At 71.4% G+C, this 21,599-nt stretch carries 20 protein-coding genes; 8 read left to right on the top strand and 12 right to left on the bottom strand.

Features of this window, described 5'->3' with window-relative positions:
• Nucleotides 1-50: 50 nt before the first annotated feature.
• From ACZ6ZI_RS13665 to ACZ6ZI_RS13645, 5 genes are all read right to left on the bottom strand, one after another.
• Nucleotides 51-1,145 (bottom strand): LOG family protein, encoded by a 1,095-nt coding sequence (locus ACZ6ZI_RS13665; protein WP_469519743.1) that lies wholly within the window; start codon nucleotides 1,143-1,145, stop codon nucleotides 51-53.
• Nucleotides 1,146-1,171: 26 nt separating this feature from the next.
• Nucleotides 1,172-2,242, bottom strand: coding sequence for a hypothetical protein (locus ACZ6ZI_RS13660; protein ID WP_469519739.1), 1,071 nt, complete (start codon nucleotides 2,240-2,242; stop codon nucleotides 1,172-1,174).
• On the bottom strand, nucleotides 2,224-2,979 hold the full coding sequence (locus ACZ6ZI_RS13655; RefSeq protein ID WP_469519737.1) for an ABC transporter ATP-binding protein: 756 nt from the start codon (nucleotides 2,977-2,979) through the stop codon (nucleotides 2,224-2,226). The genes ACZ6ZI_RS13660 and ACZ6ZI_RS13655 overlap by 19 nt, the downstream gene beginning before the upstream one ends.
• Nucleotides 2,980-3,193: 214 nt before the next feature.
• Nucleotides 3,194-4,555 carry an aspartate aminotransferase family protein gene (locus ACZ6ZI_RS13650; RefSeq protein WP_361597958.1) on the bottom strand — a complete coding sequence of 454 codons (1,362 nt, stop codon included), beginning with the start codon at nucleotides 4,553-4,555 and terminating at the stop codon, nucleotides 3,194-3,196.
• A gap of 3 nt (nucleotides 4,556-4,558) precedes the next feature.
• Nucleotides 4,559-5,062 (bottom strand): Lrp/AsnC family transcriptional regulator, encoded by a 504-nt coding sequence (locus ACZ6ZI_RS13645; RefSeq protein WP_007266859.1) that lies wholly within the window; start codon nucleotides 5,060-5,062, stop codon nucleotides 4,559-4,561.
• A 170-nt stretch (nucleotides 5,063-5,232) separates the two neighbouring features.
• Here ACZ6ZI_RS13645 and ACZ6ZI_RS13640 point away from each other — a divergent pair, with 170 nt between their 5' ends.
• The gene (locus ACZ6ZI_RS13640; protein WP_469520556.1) at nucleotides 5,233-6,672 is read left to right on the top strand and encodes a gamma-aminobutyraldehyde dehydrogenase; all 1,440 of its coding nucleotides are present in this window, start codon (nucleotides 5,233-5,235) and stop codon (nucleotides 6,670-6,672) included.
• Nucleotides 6,673-6,766: 94 nt separating this feature from the next.
• Nucleotides 6,767-7,945 carry a polyamine ABC transporter substrate-binding protein gene (locus tag ACZ6ZI_RS13635; RefSeq protein WP_469519732.1) on the top strand — a complete coding sequence of 393 codons (1,179 nt, stop codon included), beginning with the start codon at nucleotides 6,767-6,769 and terminating at the stop codon, nucleotides 7,943-7,945.
• Nucleotides 7,946-7,964: 19 nt separating this feature from the next.
• Here ACZ6ZI_RS13635 and ACZ6ZI_RS13630 read toward each other — a convergent pair whose 3' ends face one another.
• From ACZ6ZI_RS13630 to ACZ6ZI_RS13600, 7 genes are all read right to left on the bottom strand, one after another.
• Nucleotides 7,965-9,173 (bottom strand): serine hydrolase domain-containing protein, encoded by a 1,209-nt coding sequence (locus ACZ6ZI_RS13630; RefSeq protein ID WP_469519729.1) that lies wholly within the window; start codon nucleotides 9,171-9,173, stop codon nucleotides 7,965-7,967.
• A 261-nt stretch (nucleotides 9,174-9,434) separates the two neighbouring features.
• On the bottom strand, nucleotides 9,435-10,112 hold the full coding sequence (locus ACZ6ZI_RS13625; protein WP_469519726.1) for a response regulator: 678 nt from the start codon (nucleotides 10,110-10,112) through the stop codon (nucleotides 9,435-9,437).
• On the bottom strand, nucleotides 10,109-11,278 hold the full coding sequence (locus ACZ6ZI_RS13620; RefSeq protein ID WP_469519723.1) for a sensor histidine kinase: 1,170 nt from the start codon (nucleotides 11,276-11,278) through the stop codon (nucleotides 10,109-10,111). Before ACZ6ZI_RS13620 ends, ACZ6ZI_RS13625 begins: the two co-directional genes overlap by 4 nt.
• Complete coding sequence (locus tag ACZ6ZI_RS13615; protein ID WP_469519720.1) at nucleotides 11,275-11,973, bottom strand: glycerophosphodiester phosphodiesterase; 699 nt, start codon at nucleotides 11,971-11,973, stop codon at nucleotides 11,275-11,277. Before ACZ6ZI_RS13615 ends, ACZ6ZI_RS13620 begins: the two co-directional genes overlap by 4 nt.
• A 13-nt stretch (nucleotides 11,974-11,986) precedes the next feature.
• Nucleotides 11,987-13,012, bottom strand: coding sequence for an adenosine deaminase (locus tag ACZ6ZI_RS13610; protein ID WP_469519716.1), 1,026 nt, complete (start codon nucleotides 13,010-13,012; stop codon nucleotides 11,987-11,989).
• A 120-nt stretch (nucleotides 13,013-13,132) separates the two neighbouring features.
• Nucleotides 13,133-13,552 carry an NUDIX hydrolase gene (locus tag ACZ6ZI_RS13605; protein ID WP_469519714.1) on the bottom strand — a complete coding sequence of 140 codons (420 nt, stop codon included), beginning with the start codon at nucleotides 13,550-13,552 and terminating at the stop codon, nucleotides 13,133-13,135.
• Nucleotides 13,549-14,103: an NADAR family protein gene (locus ACZ6ZI_RS13600; RefSeq protein WP_469519711.1), complete on the bottom strand. Its 555-nt coding sequence runs from the start codon at nucleotides 14,101-14,103 to the stop codon at nucleotides 13,549-13,551. The genes ACZ6ZI_RS13605 and ACZ6ZI_RS13600 overlap by 4 nt, the downstream gene beginning before the upstream one ends.
• Nucleotides 14,104-14,285: 182 nt before the next feature.
• On the opposite strand from ACZ6ZI_RS13600, the gene ACZ6ZI_RS13595 reads away from it, so the two are divergent.
• The 6 genes from ACZ6ZI_RS13595 (at nucleotide 14,286) to ACZ6ZI_RS13570 (ending at nucleotide 21,576) form a co-directional block, all read left to right on the top strand.
• A complete protein-coding gene (locus ACZ6ZI_RS13595) occupies nucleotides 14,286-15,803 on the top strand; it encodes a gamma-aminobutyraldehyde dehydrogenase (protein ID WP_469520553.1) in 1,518 nt (505 codons plus the stop codon).
• A 72-nt stretch (nucleotides 15,804-15,875) separates the two neighbouring features.
• Nucleotides 15,876-17,126 carry a polyamine ABC transporter substrate-binding protein gene (locus tag ACZ6ZI_RS13590; RefSeq protein WP_469519709.1) on the top strand — a complete coding sequence of 417 codons (1,251 nt, stop codon included), beginning with the start codon at nucleotides 15,876-15,878 and terminating at the stop codon, nucleotides 17,124-17,126.
• 90 nt (nucleotides 17,127-17,216) lie between these two features.
• Nucleotides 17,217-18,383 (top strand): ABC transporter ATP-binding protein, encoded by a 1,167-nt coding sequence (locus ACZ6ZI_RS13585; protein ID WP_469519707.1) that lies wholly within the window; start codon nucleotides 17,217-17,219, stop codon nucleotides 18,381-18,383.
• Nucleotides 18,380-19,309 carry an ABC transporter permease gene (locus ACZ6ZI_RS13580; protein WP_469519704.1) on the top strand — a complete coding sequence of 310 codons (930 nt, stop codon included), beginning with the start codon at nucleotides 18,380-18,382 and terminating at the stop codon, nucleotides 19,307-19,309. The genes ACZ6ZI_RS13585 and ACZ6ZI_RS13580 overlap by 4 nt, the downstream gene beginning before the upstream one ends.
• Nucleotides 19,309-20,115 (top strand): ABC transporter permease, encoded by an 807-nt coding sequence (locus tag ACZ6ZI_RS13575; protein WP_469519701.1) that lies wholly within the window; start codon nucleotides 19,309-19,311, stop codon nucleotides 20,113-20,115. Before ACZ6ZI_RS13580 ends, ACZ6ZI_RS13575 begins: the two co-directional genes overlap by 1 nt.
• Before the next feature lie 42 nt (nucleotides 20,116-20,157).
• Nucleotides 20,158-21,576, top strand: a complete 1,419-nt coding sequence (locus ACZ6ZI_RS13570) for an NAD(P)/FAD-dependent oxidoreductase (RefSeq protein WP_469519698.1) — start codon at nucleotides 20,158-20,160, stop codon at nucleotides 21,574-21,576.
• The last annotated feature ends 23 nt before the right edge of the window (nucleotides 21,577-21,599 follow it).

Below are 21,599 nucleotides of genomic sequence, written 5' to 3'. Positions count from 1 at the left end.
GCGTTACCTCTGCCAGACGTGAGAACGGCGCGGGAAGTTGCCTGTGGTCGTCAACCGATCGCGGCGAGTGCCGCCGGGACCTCGTCCACCGAGTCCACGAGCGCGATCCGCGACTCCATGGCCCGGCCGCGCGCCAGCGCCCGGAGCAGGGGCCAGGCCGGCAGGTGCTCCGTCCAGTGGGCCCGTCCCACCAGGACCATCGGGGTCGGCCGGCGCTCCGCCGAGTCGTAGAAGTTCGGCGTCGCGTTGTCGAAGACCTCCTGCACCGTGCCCGCCGCGCCCGGCAGGAACACCACGCCCGCGTTGGAGCGGGCCAGCAGGCCGTCCTCGCGGGTGGCGTTCGCGAAGTACTTGGCGACCTGACCGGCGAAGGCGTTCGGCGGCTCGTGCCCGTAGAACCAGGTGGGGATGCCCACCGAGTCCCCGCCGGCCGGCCAGCGCTCCCGTACGGCGAAGGCGGCGCGCGCCCAGTCGGAGATCGAGGGGGTGAAGGAGGGGACCTTGGCCAGCAGCTCCAGGGCTTCGGCGAGGGCCTCGTCGGCGGCCGGGGCCAGGTAGGCACCGAGGTTCGCGGCCTCCATGGCGCCCGGGCCGCCGCCGGTGGCGACGGTCAGCCCGGTCCGCGCCAGGGCCCGGCCCAGCCGTGCCGCGCCCTCGTACTCCCGGGTGCCGCGGGCCATGGCGTGGCCGCCCATGACGCCGATCACGCGCGCGCCGACGAGGTGTTCGTCGAGGGCGTCGGAGATCGCGTCGTCGTGGATGGAGCGCAGCATCGAGGAGAAGACGTCGCCGTCGGCCTTCGTCTCCCGGAACCAGGCGTACGCGCGGGCGTCGGGGGTGTCCTCGTAGCCCTCGGCCAGTCCGGCGAAGAGTTCGTCGGCCGTGTACAGCAGGCCCCGGTAGGGGTTGAACGGCAGGTCGGGGACGGGCGGGAAGACGAGCGCGCCGTCCGCGCGGACCTTCACCGAGGCGTCGGGTTCCATGGCGCAGCCGAGGAACACGGCCGATGAGGTGTCGGCCGACAGCAGGGCGAAGGTCCGCTCCAGCAGGTTGACCGACTGGACGCGGTAGCCGCTCAGCGAACCCCGGGCGGCGACCCGGTCGAATTCGGCGAGCGTCTCGATCTCGATGTCTGCGTTGACCATTCGGCCCACCCTAAGGGCCGCACCCGTCAGCGGGTCAACGCCAGGGACGTCAGCTGTGCCACACCCCACACGAGCGGCGCGCAACCGGCGAGCAGGGCGCCGGCCCGCAGGGTCGCGGCCGTACGCAGGACCGTGCCCGGGGCGCCGAGGTCGAGCAGGGCCGCCCGGGCGGCGGAACGGTCGTGGCGGGCTTCGAGGGTCGAGGTGAACAGGGTGGCGGCCGCGCAGAGCGCCACCAGCAGGGCGGCCGGTCCCGTCAGCGGGCCGAGCGGGGCGAGGGCGGGTCCGCGCAGGGCCACCACGGCGGCCGCGCCGATCGCGCACAGCACCCCGAGGGGGCGGCCCAGCCGGGGCGCCTCCTCCTGGAGGGCCCGCCCGGCCAGGAGCCGCAGGGCCCCGGGGCGCGCGAGCTGCACCAGGGTGCCGCAGGCGTAGGCGAGGCCCGGCCCGGCGAGGGCGAGTCCGACCGCGATCAGGGTCCAGCCGGCCGGTACCGCCGGGCCGCCGGGTCCCGCGTAGGCCAGGACGGCGAGCCCGCAGGCGGTGATCGCCACCCCCCAGGGCACCCCGCTCTGCGGGGTCAGGCCGTCGCGCGCGGGGCGGGGGCGCAGGGCGAGCGCCGTCACGAGCGAGGCCGTCAGGGGGGTCAGGGCCAGGAGGGTGAGGGCGGCGGCCACGGGCAGCGGCTGTTCGGCGTGGAGCATCCGGGCGCCCGCGCCGTCGAAGGGCAGTCCGGAGACGTCGCCCCGCAGGTGCAGGAACACGGCGAGGGCCACGACGCTGCCGAGCGTGCAGGCCACGGCGGTGGAGACGGCCGCGACCAGGCTGAGCGTGACGGGTCCCAGTCCGGCGGCGTCCATGCCCTCGCGGGGGCGCGTCGCCGGGTCGGTGCGGGCCACGGCGAGGGCGAGGTGGACGGTGGCGGCGAGCGGGACCAGGGCCCACAGCAGCCGGGGGAACGATCCGTCGGCTCCGGCGGTCGCCCCCGCGAGGACGTACAGCAGCAGGAATCCGCTGCCCGCCGCGGCGGCGGCGACCAGCAGTCGGCGCAGCTGGACCAGGGGGTGGGAGCCGCGTACTAGGCGGAGAGCGAGCACGCGGCCTGGTCCTCCGTGGTCCGGGGGGAGTCGGGGGCGGTCGCCGTCGAGGCCGGGCGGCCGTCGAGCAGGTCCAGCCGCCGGTCGGCCTCGCGGGCCGTCTCCTCGTCGTGGGTGGCGAGCACCACGGTGATGCCGTGCGAGCGGGCGGCCGTGGTCAGCGTACGGAGCAACAGCGCGCGCTCGGCGCGGTACAGCGGGGCGGTGGGCTCGTCGGCGAAGAGCACCGCGGGCTCGGCGACGAGGGCGCGGGCCAGGGAGATGCGCTGGGCCTCGGAGCGGGTGAGCGCGCCGGGGCGCTTGCGGGCGAAGGCGCCGAGGTCGAGGCGGTCGAGCCACTCGCCGGCGACGTGCCGCGCGGCGCGGTGGGAGGCGCCCGCGAGCAGCAGCGGCAGGGAGACGTTCTCCCAGACCTTGAGCTCGGGCAGCAGCAGCGGATCGGGGCCGATCCAGGCGAAGCGGTCGCGGCGCAGCCGCTCGCGGGCCGTCGCGCGCAGGGTGTGCAGGGGGAGGCCGTCGAACCAGACCTCGCCCTGTTCGGGGACGAGCCGGCCGGTCAGGCAGTGCAGCAGGGTGGTCTTCCCGCTGCCTCGGGGGCCCGTCACGGCGAGGATCTCTCCCTGCCGGACTCCGACGGAGACGCCGATCAGGCCGGGCGAGCCGCTGTGGGAGTAGTGAAGGGACCGTGCCCAGAGCACCTCGTCGGCAGGCGGGGCATTGTCCGGTGGAGCCACCATGGCGTACACCTCCGTCCGGGGGAACGAAGCGGAGCCCTTTCGGTCACTGGCGCCGCACTGAGATGTAAAGAGATGAACGTCTTGGATGGTGACAGCACACGGCCCGGACCCCCTCGTTCTCACTCGAACGGGGGATCCGGGCCAGGTGATCGGACTATCGCGACGGACGCGGGGCCGGGCGCTCACGCCCTCGCGGCTCGGTCCGCGGCGCGTCCTACAGCTTGGTCCACGCCTCGGTGAGCACCGAGCGCAGGATGCCTTCGATCTCGTCGAAGGTGCCCTGGTCGGCGATCAGCGGCGGGGCCAGCTGGATGACCGGGTCGCCACGGTCGTCGGCGCGGCAGTACAGGCCGTTGTCGAAGAGGGCCTTGGAGAGGAAGCCGTACAGCACGCGCTCGGTCTCCTCGTCCGTGAAGGACTCCTTGGTGACCTTGTCCTTCACGAGCTCGATGCCGTAGAAGAAGCCGTTGCCGCGGACGTCGCCGACGATCGGAAGGTCGTGCAGCTTCTTCAGGGTGTCGAAGAAGTTGCCCTCCTGGTCCAGCACGTGCTGGTTCAGGCCTTCCTTGTCGAAGATGTCGAGGTTGGCGATGGCGACCGCGGAGGACACCGGGTGTCCGCCGAAGGTGTAGCCGTGCAGGAAGGTGTTGTCGCCCTTGTAGAAGGGCTCCGCGATGCGGTCCGAGACGATGCAGGCGCCGATCGGGGAGTAGCCCGAGGTCATGCCCTTGGCGCAGGTGATCATGTCCGGCACGTAGCCGAACTTGTCACAGGCGAACATCGTGCCGAGGCGGCCGAAGGCGCAGATCGTCTCGTCGGAGACGAGCAGCACGTCGTAGGTGTCGCAGATCTCGCGGACGCGCTGGAAGTAGCCGGGCGGCGGCGGGAAGCAGCCACCGGCGTTCTGTACCGGCTCCAGGAAGACGGCGGCGACGGTGTCGGGGCCCTCGAAGAGGATCTGCTGCTCGATCTGGTCGGCGGCCCAGCGGCCGAAGGCCTCGGGGTCGTCGCCGTGGATCGGGGCGCGGTAGATGTTGGTGTTCGGCACCTTGTGCGCGCCGGGCACCAGCGGCTCGAAGGGGGCCTTCAGGGCCGGCAGGCCGGTGATGGACAGCGCGCCCTGCGGGGTGCCGTGGTAGGCGACCGCGCGGGAGATGACCTTGTACTTGGTGTGCTTGCCCTGCAGCTTGAAGTACTGCTTGGCGAGCTTCCAGGCCGTCTCGACGGCCTCGCCGCCGCCGGTGGTGAAGAAGACCTTGTTCAGGTCGCCCGGGGCGTAGTCGGCGAGGCGCTCGGCGAGCTCGACGGCCTTGGGGTGCGCGTACGACCACACGGGGAAGAACGCGAGCTCCTGGGCCTGCTTGTACGCGACCTCGGCCAGCTCCTTGCGGCCGTGACCCGCGTTGACCACGAACAGTCCCGCGAGACCGTCCAGGTAGCGCTTGCCCTTGTCGTCGAAGATGTAGGTGCCCTCACCCCGCACGATGGTGGGGACGGGCGCGTTCTCGTACGACGACATGCGGGTGAAGTGCATCCACAGGTGGTCGTAGGCGGTCTTGGAGAGGTCTTGGCTCACGGGCTATCGAGTTCCCCACATGTAGGTCTGCTTCTTCAGCTTCAGGTAAACGAAGCTTTCGGTTGATCGCACGCCGGGGAGCGTGCGGATCTTCTTGTTGATCGTTTCGAGCAGGTGGTCGTCGTCCTCGCAGACGATCTCCACCATCAGGTCGAACGACCCCGCGGTCATCACCACGTACTCGCACTCGGCCATGGCGGTGAGTGCGTCCGCCACCGGGTCGAGGTCTCCCTCGACGTTGATGCCGACCATGGCCTGGCGTCGCAGGCCCACGGTGAGCGGGTCGGTGACGGCGACGATCTGCATGACGCCCTGGTCAAGCAGCTTCTGCACGCGTTGGCGCACCGCCGCCTCGGACAGGCCGACGGCCTTGCCGATCGATGCATAGGGACGGCGGCCGTCCTCCTGCAGTTGCTCGATGATCGCCAGGGACACAGCATCGACCGAAGGGGACGGTTGTCTGTTCCTGGAATCTGCGCTTCGACTGACCACGACCTCACTGTGCACGAGGAGTCGTCTGTTCCGCAACCCGTAAGCGATGAAATCCGTCGTCGAGCGTCTTCGATTGCACGGATTTCGTAGTTGGCGGCATCTGGCCCTGTCGAAAGCGTCGCCGGAGGGGCTAGTCTTTGGTAGTCGTCTCAATCGTTGGACATGTGATCAGGAGAGTGGCTGTAGTGACCACCGAACTGCGTCGTCTGCGCAACTACATCGGCGGGGAGTTCAAGGACGCCGCCGACGGGCGGACCACCGACGTGGTCAACCCCGCCACCGGCGAGGTGTACGCGACCGCGCCGCTGTCCGGCCAGGCCGACGTGGACGCCGCCATGGCCGCGGCCGCCGCCGCCTTCCCGGGCTGGCGCGACACCACCCCCTCCGAGCGGCAGAAGGCCCTGCTCAAGATCGCGGACGCCTTCGAGGCGCGCGCCGACGAGCTGGTGGCCGCCGAGTCGGAGAACACCGGCAAGCCGCTGGGCCTCACGGCCAGCGAGGAGCTGCCGCCGATGGTGGACCAGATCCGCTTCTTCGCCGGCGCCGCACGCCTGCTCGAAGGCCGTTCGGCCGGCGAGTACATGGACGGCATGACCTCGATCATCCGCCGCGAGCCGGTCGGCGTCTGCGCCCAGGTCGCGCCGTGGAACTACCCGATGATGATGGCCGTGTGGAAGTTCGCGCCCGCCATCGCCGCGGGCAACACGGTCGTCCTCAAGCCCTCGGACACCACCCCGGCCTCCACCGTCCTGATGGCCGAGATCATCGACTCGATCCTGCCCAAGGGCGTCTTCAACGTCGTCTGCGGCGACCGCGAGACCGGCAAGGCCATGGTCGAGCACTCCACCCCGGCGATGGCCTCCATCACCGGTTCGGTGCGCGCCGGCATGCAGGTCGCCGAGAGCGCCTCCAAGGACGTCAAGCGCGTCCACCTGGAGCTCGGCGGCAAGGCCCCCGTCGTGGTCTTCGAGGACGCCGACCTCGCGAAGGCCGTCGAGGACATCGCCGTCGCCGGCTACTTCAACGCCGGCCAGGACTGCACCGCCGCCACCCGCGTGCTCGTCCACGAGTCGATCCACGACGAGTTCGTCGCGGCGCTGGCCAAGGCCGCCTCCGAGACGAAGACCGGCGCCCCGGACGACGAGGACGTGCTCTACGGCGCGCTGAACAACCCGAACCAGCTGAAGCAGGTCGCGGGCTTCATCGAGCGCCTCCCCGCCCACGCCAAGGTCGAGGCGGGCGGCCACCGCGTCGGCGACAAGGGCTACTTCTACGCCCCGACCGTCGTCTCCGGCCTCAAGCAGGACGACGAGATCATCCAGAACGAGGTCTTCGGCCCCGTCATCACCGTCCAGTCCTTCAGCGACGAGGCCCAGGCCCTGGAGTACGCGAACGGCGTCGAGTTCGCCCTCGCCTCCTCCGTCTGGACCAAGGACCACGGACGCGCCATGCGCATGTCCAAGAACCTCGACTTCGGCTGCGTGTGGATCAACACCCACATCCCGCTCGTCGCCGAGATGCCCCACGGCGGCTTCAAGAAGTCCGGCTACGGCAAGGACCTGTCCGCCTACGGCTTCGAGGACTACACCCGCATCAAGCACGTCATGACCTCGCTCGACGGCTGACCCTTCGGGGACTGACCACCACAGTTCCCGCCGGGGGCGGGCAGTAGACACCTTGTCTATTGCCCGCCCCTTCGCCGTGTTCGAGGCTGTGCCCATGCCTCAACTCGCCTTCTCCCGCCGCGCGGTGCTGCGCGGCCTCGGTGCCGCAGGCCTGGCCGCGGGCCTCGTCGGCTGCGGAGTTCCCGCCGCCTACGTTCCCGAGGGCCACCGGCGCGGACCGGACCGGTCGGCCGAGGACCGGAGCGTGGCCTTCTCCAACTGGCCCCTCTACATCGACACCGACGAGGACGACGAGGAGTCGCGCCCCACCCTGGAGGCCTTCTCGGAGCGCACCGGCATCGAGGTCCGCTACAGCGAGGAGATCAACGACAACGACGAGTTCTTCGGCAAGGTCAGCCCGGCCCTCATGAACCGCCAGGAGACCGGACACGACCTCGTCGTGGTCAGCGACTGGATGGCCGCCCGCTTCGTCCACCTGGGCTGGGCCCAGAAGATGGACCGCTCCGCACAGGCCAACGTCGCCCGCCACCTCGACCCCCAGCTGCGCTCACCCGCCTTCGACGAGGGCCGGCTGCACACCGTCCCCTGGCAGTCGGGCATCACCGGCATCGCCTACAACCGCAAGGCCCTGGGCCGCGAGATCCGCTCGGTCGCCGACCTGTGGCACCCGGACCTGGCGGGCAAGGTCACCCTCTTCTCGGGCCTGGACGAGTCCTTCGCCCTGCTGATGCAGGGCAACGGCGTGGACGTCACCCGCTGGACCGACTCCGACTTCCACCGGGTGTGCGACCAGGTGGCCGACCTCGTCCGGCGCGGGCACATCCGCCGCTTCACCGGCAACGACTACACCTCGGACCTGAGCAAGGGCGACGTCCTGGCCTGCCAGGCGTACTCCGGCGACGCCATCCAACTCCAGGCAGACAACCCCGACATCGAGTTCGTGGTGCCCGAGGAGGGCGCCGAACTCTGGGCGGAGAGCCTGCTGGTCCCCAACCTCGCCCGACACAAGGCCAACGCCGAGGCCCTCGTCGACCACTACTACGACCCCGAGGTGGCCGCCGAACTCGCCGCCGCCGTCAACTACGTCTGCCCCGTGCCCGCCGCCCGCGAGGTCCTCGCCGGCTCCCCGGACAAGGAGACCGCAGCGCTCGCCGAGCATCCGCTGATCTTCCCGGACGAGGCCATGCGCAAGCGGCTCGTGGTCGCCCGGGACATCTCCTCGGCCGAGCGCCCGTCCTTCGCCAAGCGCTGGAACTCCCTCGTCGGCCTGTGATCGCGCGACGCCCGCCCCGCTACTCGGCGAAGGCCGCCGACACGATGCCGAACGCCACCTTGTTCATGTCCCGCCCCTTGGCATCGGTGGAGTTCACCGAGTACACCAGCGTGCGGGACAGGTCGCGGGTGGCACCGATCGCGGTGTTGTAGCCGTGCCGACCGCCGGTCTTGCCCCAGGCCACCGTGCCGTCCGCCAGGACGAACCGCCTCAGCCCGGCGGTCTGATCGGCGGGCGCCCCGGTGGTGACGTCGGGGACGGCCGGAACGGTGAACATCTCCTCCAACTGCCGCGCCGGCACCACCCGTCCGCCGAACAGGGCCTTCGTGAACCGCTCCAGGTCGGCGGTGGTCGATATGAGGTCCCCGGCGGCCCACTCCCACGAGGAACCCCACACGCTCACGTCGACCAGCTTCCGCGTCCCGTCGGGCGAGGTCACCGCCTGGTAGCCGTGGTTGTGCGGGCCCGGGATCCGCGTCCGCGTCCGACCCGGCAGCGAGGTGTCGCGCAGCCCGAGGGGCTCCAGGATCCGCGCCGTCAGCGCCTTCTCGTACGAGGTGCCCGTCACCTTCTCGATGAGGACGCCCAGGACGGTGTAGTCGATGTTGAGGTAGTGCTGCCGGGTGCCCGGGTCGAACTCGGGCCCCTTGGCGACCGCGTTCGCGATCATCCGGCGCGGGTCCTCCACGTCGAAACGGTGGGCGTAGGCGTCCGCGAAGGTGTCACCCGGGCTGTCGGCCGGGCGGATGCCGCTCGTGTAGTTCAGCAACTGCCGCACGGTGACCGGCTTGAAGCTCGCCGGCAACAACCCCGGCAGGTACTCCTGCACCGTCCCCTCCAGCCGGATGCGGCCCTCGGCGACCAACTGGAGCACCACCGCGGCCGTGAACGTCTTCGTCACCGACCCGGCCCGGAAGCGGCCCTCCGCGATCGCCGCCCGACCCGTACGGACGTCCGCGACACCGGAGGAGCCCCGCCAGCTCCCGCCCGTACCGCCCACCCGCACCAGCGCGGCCGTCGCGTCCGCGTGATCGGCTCCCAAACCCGCGATGGCCTTCTCCAGCGCCGCCGCGTTCGGCGGGGTCACCACCGACGGCTGCGGCGCCGGCGCCGAGGCACCGGCCGGGAAGCCCGCCCTCCCGGACGCCGCCTGCGCCCCCGCCACCGGCCCCGCGCCGATGCCCAAGACCAGCGCGGCGGCGATCAGCGTGCGCGTCGTAGCCCTCATGACGTCCCCCTGTGAGATCCGCGGGGCCCGCTGCCCCGATGACTCCATGCTGCCGCCGGCGCGGCCGGCGCGGATCACCACCGAGAGGGGTCTTCACCGGTGTGACGAATAGCCGGCGCGAGGGAGTCGACACGCCGTCCCCTCCCTCTCCGGAGGGAGAAACCCGAGAGGGAGGAGGCGAGGGGAAGTCCCGCGGCGGGCACCGCCACGGTCTGCAGCCGGCACGGCCACGGGTCCGCGGCGGGCACCGCCACGGGTCCGCTACGACGACGCCGAACCCGCCGCGATCAACCCCGTCTCGTACGCGCAGATCACCGCCTGGATCCGGTCCCGCAGCCCCAGCTTCGCCAGCACGTTCCCCACGTGCGACTTCACCGTGTGCTCGCTCACCACCAACGCCGCCGCGATCTCCGCGTTCGACAGTCCCCGCCCCAGGTGCAGCAACGTCTCCCGCTCGCGCGCCGTCAACACCTCCAACCGGTCCGCCGCCAGGTCCGGGCCCGCCGGCGGCCGCGCCGTCACCGCCGTGTACTCCTCGATCAGCCGCCGCGCCACCGACGGCGCCAGCAGGGACTCGCCCGCCGCCACCACCCTCACCGCGTGCACCAGATCGTCCCGCCGCACGTCCTTCAGCAGGAAACCACTGGCCCCCGCGTGCAGCGCCTCGTACACGTACTCGTCCGAGTCGAAGGTCGTCAGCATCACCGTCCGGCACGCACCGCGCGCCGAGATCGCCCGACAGGCCTCGATCCCGTCCAGCACCGGCATCCGCACGTCCAACAGCGCCACGTCCGGGGCGAGCCGCTCCACGGCCGCCACCGCCGCCGCGCCGTCCCCGACCTCCGCCACGACCTCGATGTCCTCCTGGACGCCCAGGATCATCGCGAAGCCGCTGCGCACCAGCTCCTGGTCGTCGGCCACCACCACACGGATCGTCAATTCCCCACCCCCAGCGGCGAGGTTACAAGGGTGACCCGCACCGCGTACCCCCGCCCGTCCGGGCCCGGACCGCTCCACGCCGTCCCCGCGTGCGCCGCCGCCCGCTCCCGGATCCCGATCAGGCCATGCCCGCCGCCCGGGGCGCCGCCGGGGCCCCGGCCGTCGTCCGTCACCGTCACCGTGAGCTCGTCCGGCCCGTACGCGAGCGCCACCCGCGCCGAGGCGGCGCCGGCGTGCCGCACCACGTTCGTGAGGGCCTCCTGCACCACCCGGTACACCGTCGTCCCCAGTCCGGCCGACACCTCGCGCACCGCGCCGGTCCGCTCGTACGCCACCCGAAGACCGCCGGCCCGGACCCGGTCCAGCAGCTCCGGCAGCGCGGCGATCCCCGGCTGAGGGGTGCGCGGCGCCCCCGCGTCGGTGCGCAGCACGCCCAGCATCGCGCGCAGCTGGCCCATGGCGTCCCGTCCCGTCTCCGCGATCGCCTCGAAGGCGGCCTCCGCCCGCTCCGGCGCCCTGCGGACGGCCACGGGGCCCGCCTCCGCCTGCACGACCATGATGCTGACCGCGTGCGACAGGATGTCGTGCATCTCGCGGGCGATCCTGGCCCGTTCGCGCGCGGCGGCCTGTTCCGCCTCGATCCGGTTGACCCGTTCCAGTTCGGCGGCGCGGGCCTCGACGGCCTCGGTGTAGGCCTGCCGCGTGTACTGCAGGCGCCCCAGCGCGTAGGCCGCCCCCGAGACGAAGAGCGTGAACAGCAGCTCCCGCGCCGTCCCCGTCTCCCAGCCCACCGACAGCGCGACCGCCGCCGCGGTGCCCAGCCCCACGGCCGCGCGGACCCGCGGGGCGCACATCAGGGCGACGGTGTAGAAGGCGATCAGCCCCGCGTACGGCAGCGGTTGCCCGGGCCCCTCGAAGGCGACCTGGTAGACCCCTCCGAGGACCACGTTCGCGCACAGCACGGCCACCGGCGCCCGGCGCCGCCAGATCAGCGGCACCACGGCGGCCGTGGTCATCGCGTACGAGGTCCAGGTCGCGGCCGGGAGCTCGGGCGAGCGGGGCACCACGAACGGCATCGTGACGGCCACCTGCACCAGCAGGGCCAGCCCGAGGTCCCGCCGGCGGGGATCCGCCCCGAGGACCTCCTCCCGAAGGGCCCGTATCACCGCCCGAGTCCGGCTCTGACCTCGGCCAACGCGTCCACCCGGTTGGTGGTGACGGAGTCGGCGCCGGCCTTGACGACGGCGCGCATCGAGGCCTTCGTGTCGGGCGTCCACGCCGACACCAGCAGGCCGTCCCGGTGCAGCGCGTCGGTCAGTTCCCGGCTGACCAGCCCGAAGCGGTAGTTCAGCCAGCGCGGGGCCACCGCGTCGAGCAGCACCCGCCGCGGCGGCGACAGGGTGGTCCAGGTCAGCGCGATCTCCGCCCCCGGATCGGCGGCGCGGACCGCCAGCATGGTGTTCGGGCCGGCGCAGTAGTACGTACGGTCGCGCGCCCCGCACTCGCGCACCAGGTCGACGACGGTGCGCACCGACTCCGTCGAGGCGCCCAGCAGGTCGAGCATCACCCGGCCGGCGCCGGCCGCCATCAGCGCCTCGCGCAGGGTCGGGACCCCGCCCGCCGTCAGTTCCCGCAGCTGGGAGGAGGTCACCGCGTCCAGTCGTACGTCGTGCCCCCACAACCGCAGGAGGGTCTCGTCGTGGAGCAGGACCGGTACCCCGTCACGGGTCAGCCGTACGTCGAGCTCCACCGCGTCCGCTCCGCGCGCGAAGGCGGAGCGGACGGAGGCGAGGGTGTTCTCACGGAAGCGGTAGGGATCGCCGCGGTGGCCGACCGAGATAAGGGTGTTCATGCTCCCCATTCTCGGGGGGAGTTCAGCGGGCGAGCCAGGCGTCGGTGTACGTGTCGATCTCCGCGTTCAGCTTCGCCTTGCCGGCCTCGTCCAGGAAGGAGGCCTCGACGGCGTTCTTCGCGAGCCGGGCGAGACCGCGCTCGTCGAGGTCCAGGAGGCGGGCGGCGACCGCGTACTCGTTGTTGAGGTCGGAGCCGAACATCGGCGGGTCGTCGCTGTTGATGGTGACGAGCACGCCCGCGGCCACCATCTCCTTGACGGGGTGCCGGTCGAGGTCGGTGACGGCGCGCGTGGCGATGTTGGAGGTCGGGCAGACCTCCAGGGCGATCCGGTGCTCGGCGAGGTACTTCAGCAGCTCCGGGTCCTGCGTGGCGCTCGTGCCGTGACCGATGCGCTCGGCGCCCAGCTCGCGGATGGAGTCCCAGATCGTCTCCGGGCCGGTGGTCTCGCCGGCGTGCGGGACGCTGTGCAGGCCGGCGGCGCGGGCCCGGTCGAAGTAGGGCTTGAACTGCGGGCGCGGGACGCCGATCTCGGGGCCGCCCAGGCCGAAGGAGACGAGGCCCTCGGGGCGCAGGTCGACGGCGAGGCGCGCGGTCTCGGCGGCGGCCTCCAGTCCGGCCTCGCCGGGGATGTCGAAGCACCAGCGCAGGATGACGCCGAGTTCGGCCTCGGCGGCCACGCGGGCGTCCTCGATGGCGGCCATGAAGGCCTTCTCGTCGATGCCGCGGCGGGTGGAGGAGTACGGGGTGATGGTCAGCTCGGCGTACCGGATGTTCTGCCGGGCCATGTCGCGCGCGACCTCGAAGGTCAGGGTGCGGACGTCGTCGGGGGTGCGGACCAGGTCGACCACCGACAGGTAGACCTCGATGAAGTGGGCGAAGTCGGTGAAGGTGAAGTAGTCGGCCAGCGCCTCGGGGTCGGTGGGGACCTTCGAGTCGGGGTGGCGGGAGGCGAGTTCGGCCACGATGCGGGGGGAGGCGGAACCGACGTGGTGGACGTGGAGTTCGGCCTTGGGCAGCCCCGCGATGAAGGGGTGCAGGTCGGTCATGGGTGGGCCTCCGGGAGACGCGGGTGCGGGCGGTTCGTCCTCATCGTAGGCAGAGCCGTCACTGTCGGTGGCAGCACTCGGCACGGCCGTACGAAGAGGGGGCGCCGCATGGCCGCGGTGTCACCGCGGGGCGGCCTTGAGCAGCGTCGCCACCATGTACTCCCCGCCGGGCTCCGCGCGCGCCGCCGGAACCCAGACCAGCCCCACCATCCGGGGGCACGCGCACTCCAGGTCCGCGTCCACCCCGAGCCGCGGCTCCCCGGGGGCGACCTCCACCCGGTAGCAGGCGGTCCGGCCGGAGGGGTACGGCGCGTCGAACGCGTACCGCACCTCCAGGGCGCGCAGCCCCGTCTCCTCCGCCACCTCCCGCCGTACGGCCGCCTCCGGATCCTCGCCGGGCTCCACGCCGCCGCCCGGCAGGGTCCAGTACTCCTCCCCGTCGTGCAGCCCGGACGGGCCCCGGTGCCGCTCGCGCACCATCAGGACGCGGTCGTCGCGGACGATGACCGCGGCGACCCGGCGCCGCTCCGCGGGGTTCACGCGGCCTCGGCGCGCAGCCGTTCGCGGGCTTCCATCAGCGCGAAGCCGAGCAGGTTCAGCCCGCGCCAGCGGGCGGGGTCCAGTGCCCGGTCGTCGTCGGCGGCGAGGCCGATGCCCCAGATCCGGTCGAGCGGGCTCGCCTCGACCAGGACGCGCGAGCCCGTGCCCAGCAGGTAGGCGCGCAGGGCCGGGTCCGAGCCGAACTTGTGCACGCTGCCCTCCACGACCAGGGCGAACCGCTCCCGCTCCCAGACGGCGTCGTCGAAACCGCGGACCAGTCGGCCGGCGGTCTTGGCCGCCCCCGGGGTCTTCGCCTCCAGGGCCGCCCGCTCGGCCGCGGCGTCCCCGAAGAGGCGGGCCTTGCCCGCCATCATCCAGTGTTCCGCCGTGGCGTACCGGACCTCACCCACGGTGAAGGCGGAGGGCCACCACTGGCTGAGGCAGCTCGGGCCGAGCCGGCCGTCCGCCTGCGGTCGGTGCCCCCAGAAGGGCAGGAACTTCACCCGTTCACCCCGGCTGACCTGCCCGATCAACGTGTCGATCATCTCCATGCACGCGAGTCTGACAGCCACCACGGACACTTCGTACGGGATTTCGGTCGCGCCTCGACACATGGTCGACCGATTCCGTCGCGTAATCAAAAGGCAACAACGGAATCCCTTGGCTGAGGAGAACGCCTCTGCCAGGATCGGCACTCAATTCGAGCTGTAGCTACGGAGAGCGTGAGAGCGTGATGGGCAACCGCTTCCAGGTCAAGGACCGCTTCGCAGACGGCGCGCAGTACATCGACGGGCGCCTGAGGTCGGGTACCTCAGGACGTTCGCACACCGTGATCGATCCCGCCACCGGGGAGGAGGTCCTCACCTACGAACTGGCCGGCACGGCCGACGTGGACGAGGCCGTCGCCGCGGCCGCGCGGGCCTTCCCGGCCTGGTCGGCCGCCACCCCCGGGGAGCGCTCGGACGCGCTGCACCGGCTGGCCGGCGTACTGGCCGCGCAGGCGGAGGACTTCGCGTACGCCGAGTCCCTGCAGTGCGGCAAGCCGCTGAGGCTGACGACGGAGTTCGACGTACCGGGCACCATCGACAACACCGCCTTCTTCGCGGGCGCGGCCCGCCACCTCCAGGGACAGGCGGCCGGCGAGTACAGCGCGGACCACACCTCCTACGTGCGCCGCGAGGCGATCGGGGTCGTCGGCTCCATCGCCCCCTGGAACTACCCGCTCCAGATGGCCGCGTGGAAGATCCTCCCGGCCGTGGCCGCGGGCAACACGATCGTGCTGAAGCCGGCCGAACTCACCCCCCTGACCTCCCTGATGTTCGCCCAGGCGGCCAAGGAGGCGGGCCTGCCCGACGGTGTGATCAACATCGTCACCGGCGCGGGCCGCGACGCGGGGGAGCACCTGGTCGGCCATCCCGACGTGGTCATGACCTCCTTCACCGGCTCCACCGCCGTCGGCAAGCGGGTCGCGGAGATCGCCACCGCCACCGTGAAGCGGCTCCACCTCGAACTCGGCGGCAAGGCCCCCTTCGTGGTCTTCGACGACGCCGACCCGGAGGCCGCCGCCCACGGGGCCGTGGCCGCCTCCCTCATCAACACCGGACAGGACTGCACGGCCGCCACCCGCGCCTACGTCCAGCGCCCCCTCCACGACGCCTTCGTCGCGCGGGTGGCCGAGCTGATGGAGGGCGTCCGCGTCGGCGACCCGTTCGCCCCCGACACCGACCTCGGCCCGCTGGTCTCGCACGCCCAGCGCGACCGCGTCGCCGGGTTCGTCGAGCGGGCCCGCTCGTACGCCACCGTCGTCACCGGCGGTGAGGTCCCGGGCGGGGACCGGGCGGCGGGTGCCTTCTACCGCCCCACCCTCATCACCGGCGCGGCGCAGGACAGCGAGGTGGTCCAGTCCGAGATCTTCGGGCCGGTGCTGGTCGTGCTGCCCTTCGACACCGACGAGGAGGGGCTGGCGCTGGCCAACGACACCCCGTACGGGCTCGCCGCGTCCGCCTGGACCCGCGACCTCTACCGGGCGGGCCGCGCCACCCGGGAGCTGAAGGCGGGCTGCGTGTGGGTCAACGACCACATCCCGATCATCAGCGAGATGCCCCACGGCGGTTACAAGGCCAGTGGGTTCGGCAAGGACATGAGCGCCTACTCGTTCGAGGAGTACACGCAGGTCAAGCATGTGATGTTCGACAATACTGCGGTCGCCGCGAAGAACTGGCACCGCACGATCTTCGGGGACCGCACCTGACCGCACGCGGCTACCACCGCGTGGCCGACTCCGCCTGACCAGCGGCACACCCATCCCGAAAGGGCACAGCTCATGGAGCAGTTCGAGCCCGGCAGCCTCTCGGCGCCGCAGCTGGCCGCGATGCGGCGCAGCCTCACCAGCGGGCGCGGGGCCCTCACCCGCCGTTCTCTCCTGCGCGCCTCCGGCCTCGGAGCGCTCACCCTCGGGGGCCTGTCCTCCCTCACCGCGTGCGGGATCCCGCCCGCCAAGCGCGAGGGCGGACAGGCGGCCGCCTCCGACGACCACTCGGACCGGGAGAAGGAACTCGTCTTCTCCAACTGGACCGAGTACATGGACACCAGCGAGGACGAGAAGTCCCGTCCCACGCTGGAGGAGTTCACCAAGCGGACCGGCATCGAGGTCAAGTACACCGAGGACATCAACGACAACGTCGAGTTCTTCGGGAAGATCCGCCCGCAGCTCGCGGCCGGCCAGGACACCGGCCGCGACCTGATCGTCGTCACCGACTGGCTCGCGGCCCGCATCATCCGACTCGGCTGGGCCCAGCGCCTGGACGCCTCCCACCTGCCGCACGCCTACGCCAACCTCTCCCCCCAGTTCCGCAGCCCCGACTGGGACCCCGGCCGCGCGTACAGCTACCCGTGGACCGGCATCTCCACCGTCATCGCCTACAACGAGAAGGCCACCGAGGGACGGAAGGTCGACTCCGTCACCCAACTCCTCGACGACCCCACCCTCAAGGGCCGGGTCGGCTTCCTCACGGAGATGCGCGACACCGTCGGCATGACCCTCCTCGACCAGGGCAAGGACCCGGCGAACTTCACCACCGCCGACTACGACGGGGCCATCGGCCGCCTCCAGAAGGGCGTCGACACCAAGCAGATCCGCCGCTTCACCGGCAACGACTACACCGCCGACCTCGACAAGGGCGACATCGCGGCCTGCCTCGCCTGGGCGGGCGACGTCATCCAGCTCCAGGCCGGCAACCCCGACATCAAGTACGCGATCCCCGCCGCCGGCTACATCACCTCCAGCGACAACCTGCTGGTCCCCGCGAAGGCCCGGCACAAGGCCAACGCCGAGAAGCTCATCGACTACTACTACGAGCTCCCGGTGGCGGCCCGGCTGGCCGCGTTCATCAGCTACGTATGCCCCGTCGAAGGGGTCGGGGACGAGCTCGCCAAGATCGATCCCGCGCTCGCGCAGAACACGCTGATCGTCCCGGACAAGGCGATGACCGCCAAGTCCCACGCCTTCCGCTCCCTCGGCAGCGAGGAGGAGACGGCGTACGAGGAGAAGTTCGCCAAGCTCATCGGAGCCTGACGCACCCTCCGCACGCCGTACGGCGCCCGGTCCCCGCACCCCCCGCGCCCCGTCCCCCTTCCGACGACACACCACCGAAGGCCCAGGCCCATGACTGACAAGACCGCGAGCGGGGACGTCCGCCTCGCCGGGATCAGCAAGCACTACGGCTCCTTCACCGCCGTGCACCCCCTCGACCTCACCATCCCCCAGGGCTCCTTCTTCGCCCTGCTCGGCGCCTCCGGCTGCGGGAAGACCACCACCCTGCGCATGATCGCCGGCCTGGAGGAGCCCTCCACCGGCACGGTCAGCCTCGGCGAGCGCGAGGTCACGCACCTGCCGCCGTACAAGCGCCCGGTGAACACCGTCTTCCAGAGCTACGCCCTGTTCCCGCACATGGACATCTTCGAGAACATCGCCTTCGGGCTGCGCCGACGCGGCATCAAGTCCGTCAAGAAGCAGGTCGACGACATGCTGGACCTCGTCCAGCTCGGCCAGTTCGCGCAGCGCAAGCCGCACCAGCTCTCCGGCGGGCAGCAGCAGCGCGTCGCCGTCGCCCGCGCCCTGATCAACCACCCCCAGGTGCTCCTCCTCGACGAGCCGCTGGGCGCCCTCGACCTCAAGCTGCGCCGCCAGATGCAGCTGGAGCTCAAGCGGATCCAGACCGAGGTCGGCATCACCTTCGTGCACGTCACGCACGACCAGGAGGAGGCCATGACCATGGCCGACACGGTCGCGGTGATGAACGGTGGACGCGTCGAACAGCTGGGCGCCCCCGCCGAGCTGTACGAGAACCCGCGCACCACCTTCGTCGCGAACTTCCTCGGCACCTCCAACCTCATCCAGGCCTCCGTCGACGCCGCGGGCGAGGAGGTCGTGGTCTCGGCGGCCGGCACCCGGCTGCGGCTGCCCGGCGCACGGTGTTCGACCACCCCGAAGGCCGGCGGGAACCTCCTCGTCGGCGTCCGCCCCGAGAAGATCTCCCTGGTCCCCGCCGACGAGGCGCACGCCCTCGCGCCGGGCCGCAACCGGGTGACCGGCAGGATCGTCGCCTCCTCCTTCATCGGCGTCTCCACCCAGTTCGTGATCGACAGCCCGGTCTGCCCGGAGCTGGAGGTCTACGTCCAGAACATCGAGCGCGACACCCGCCTGGTGCCCGGCGCCGAGGTCGTCCTGCACTGGAACCCCGAGCACACCTTCGGACTCGACGCCGCCCAGTCCGTGCTCGCGGGGACGATGGGCGACGCGGGCGTCGAGACCGTCGAGGAGAGCGCGTGACCGCCACCGTCGCGCCCCCGCAGGCGCCCGCCCCCGCCGAACCCCCGGTGCACAGGCCGTCGACGCGCAAGCGCCTGGTCCCGTACTGGCTGCTGCTTCCCGGGATCCTGTGGCTGCTCGTCTTCTTCGTGCTGCCGATGGTCTACCAGGCGTCCACCTCGGTGCAGACCGGCTCGCTCGAGGAGGGCTTCGAGGTCACCTGGCACTTCGCCACCTACTGGGACGCCTTCACCGAGTACTACCCGCAGTTCCTGCGCTCCCTGCTCTACGCGGGCACCGCGACCGCCCTGTGCCTGCTGCTGGGCTACCCGCTGGCCTACTTGATCGCCTTCAAGGCCGGCCGGTGGCGCAACCTGCTGCTGATCCTCGTCATCGCCCCGTTCTTCACCAGCTTCCTGATCCGCACCCTGGCCTGGAAGACGATCCTGGCCGACGGCGGCCCCGTCGTCGGGGTCCTCAACGCGATCGGCTTCCTCGACGTCACCGGCTGGCTCGGCATGACCGAGGGGGAGCGCGTCCTCGCCACCCCCCTCGCGGTGGTGTGCGGTCTGACGTACAACTTCCTGCCCTTCATGATCCTGCCGCTGTACACCTCGTTGGAGCGCATCGACACCCGCCTCCACGAGGCCGCGGGCGACCTCTACGCCCGTCCCGCCACGGTGTTCCGCAAGGTGACCTTCCCGCTCTCCATGCCGGGCGTGGTCTCGGGCACGCTGCTGACCTTCATCCCGGCCAGCGGCGACTACGTCAACGCGGAGCTGCTCGGCTCCACGGACACCCGGATGATCGGAAACGTCATCCAGTCGCAGTACCTGCGCATCCTCGACTACCCGACCGCGGCCGCGCTGTCCTTCATCCTCATGGCCATCGTGCTGATCATGGTCACCATCTACATCCGCCGGGCGGGGACGGAGGACCTGGTCTGATGAACAAGCCCCTTGCGTGGCTGCGCCGCAACCTCGTCGTCATCGCGGGCCTGGGCACGCTCGCGTACCTGATCCTGCCGAACGTCGTGGTGACGGTCTTCTCCTTCAACAACCCCACCGGGCGGTTCAACTACGCCTGGCAGGAGTTCTCGCTCGACGCCTGGAAGGACCCCTGCGGGGTCGCCGACCTGTGCGGATCCCTCGCGCTGTCCCTCCAGATCGCCCTGTGGGCCACCATCGGCGCCACCGTCCTCGGCGCCGCCATAGCCTTCGCGCTGGTGCGCTACCGCTTTCGCGCGCGGGGCGCGGTCAACTCGTTGATCTTCCTGCCGATGGCCATGCCGGAGATCGTGATGGCGGCCTCGCTGCTCGCCCTGTTCCTGAACATGGGCATCCGGCTGGGCTTCTGGACCATCCTGATCGCCCACGTGATGTTCTGCCTCAGCTTCGTCGTGGCCGCCGTCAAGGCGCGCGTCCTGTCGATGGACCCGAGGCTGGAGGAGGCCGCCCGCGACCTCTACGCGGGGCCCGTGCAGACGTTCCTGCGGGTGACCCTGCCGATCGCCGCCCCCGGCATCGCCGCGGGCGCCCTGCTGTCGTTCGCCCTGTCGTTCGACGACTTCATCATCACCAACTTCAACTCGGGCAACACCGTCACCTTCCCCATGTTCGTGTGGGGATCGGCCCAGCGCGGTACGCCTGTACAGATCAACGTCATCGGCACGGCGATGTTCGTCATCGCGGTGCTGGTGGTCCTCGCCGGCCAGATGGTCGGCAACCGCCGCAAGAAGGCACAACCGAAGTAATTCGGAAACGCGCGTCATCAGTTCCGTAGGGAGTTGGAAGCCATGGCACCGGTCGCCATGCGTAGTGTTGCGAAATCCCTTTCCGAGGCGAAGCCGGTCTCGTACTGGCTGGACGACCCCGGCAAGCCCCCCGCCGAGCCGACGCTCACCGCGAACGAGCGGTGCGACCTGCTCGTCATCGGCGCCGGCTACAGCGGGCTGTGGACCGCGCTCATCGCCAAGGAACGCGACCCCGGCCGGGACGTGGTCCTGATCGAGAGCAAGGAGGCCGGCTGGGCCGCCTCCGGCCGCAACGGCGGGTTCTGCGCCGCCTCCCTCACCCACGGACTCGCCAACGGCATCGCCCGCTGGCCCGACGAGCTGGCGAAGCTGGAGGAGATGGGCGCCCGCAACCTCGACGAGATCGAGGCGGCGGTCGCCCGCTACGGCATCGACTGCGACTTCGAGCGCACCGGCGAGATCGACGTGGCCACCGAACCCCACCAGGTCGAGGAGCTGCGCGAACTCCACGAGGAGGCGCGCCGGCTCGGTCTCGCCGACGGCTCCGAATGGCTTGACCGCGACGCGCTGCGCGCCGAGGTCGACTCCCCGACCTTCCTCGCCGGCCTCTGGGACCGCGACGGCGTCGCCATGCTCAACCCGGCCCGGCTCGCCTGGGGCCTCAAGCGCGCCTGCCTGGAGCTGGGCGTGCGGATCTACGAGAACACGCGCGGCCTGAAGATCTCCTCGGCGGGCTCCGGGATGACCGTGCAGACCCCGTACGGGGTGATCGCCGCCCGCCGGGTCGCGCTCGGCACGAACATCTTCCCCTCGCTGGTCAAGCGGATCCGCCCGTTCACGGTGCCGGTGTACGACTACGCCCTCATGACCGAGCCGCTCTCGCCGGAACAGCTCGACGCCATCGGCTGGAAGCGCCGTCAGGGCCTCGGCGACAGCGCCAACCAGTTCCACTACTTCCGCATCACCCCCGACCACCGCATCCTGTGGGGCGGCTACGACGCCATCTACCCCTACCGGGGAAAGCTCGACTCCGAGTACGACCACCGCCCTGAGACCTACCTCAAGCTGGCCGAGCACTTCTTCACCGCGTTCCCGCAGCTGGAGGGGCTCAGGTTCAGCCACGCGTGGGGCGGGGCGATCGACACCTGCTCCCGCTTCTCGGCGTTCTTCGGCACGGCCCACTCCGGCAAGGTGGCCTACGCCTCCGGCTACACCGGCCTCGGCGTCGGGGCCACCCGCTTCGGGGCCGAGGTCATGCTCGACCTCCTCGACGGGGTGCGCAGCGAGCGCACCCGGCTGGAGATGGTGCGCAGCAAGCCGATGCCGTTCCCGCCGGAGCCCTTCGCCTGGACCGGGATCACCCTCACCAAGTGGTCGCTGGCCCGCGCCGACACCCACGGCGGGCGCCGCAACCTGTGGCTGCGCACGCTGGACCGCTTCGGCCTCGGCTTCGACAGCTGAGGCCCGGCCGGGGCGGCCGCGGG

It is taken from the genome of Streptomyces sp. NPDC103540, from assembly GCF_055584445.1.
Note: the sequence above shows the minus strand (reverse complement) of the source record. Positions and strands in the feature narration are given on the sequence as shown.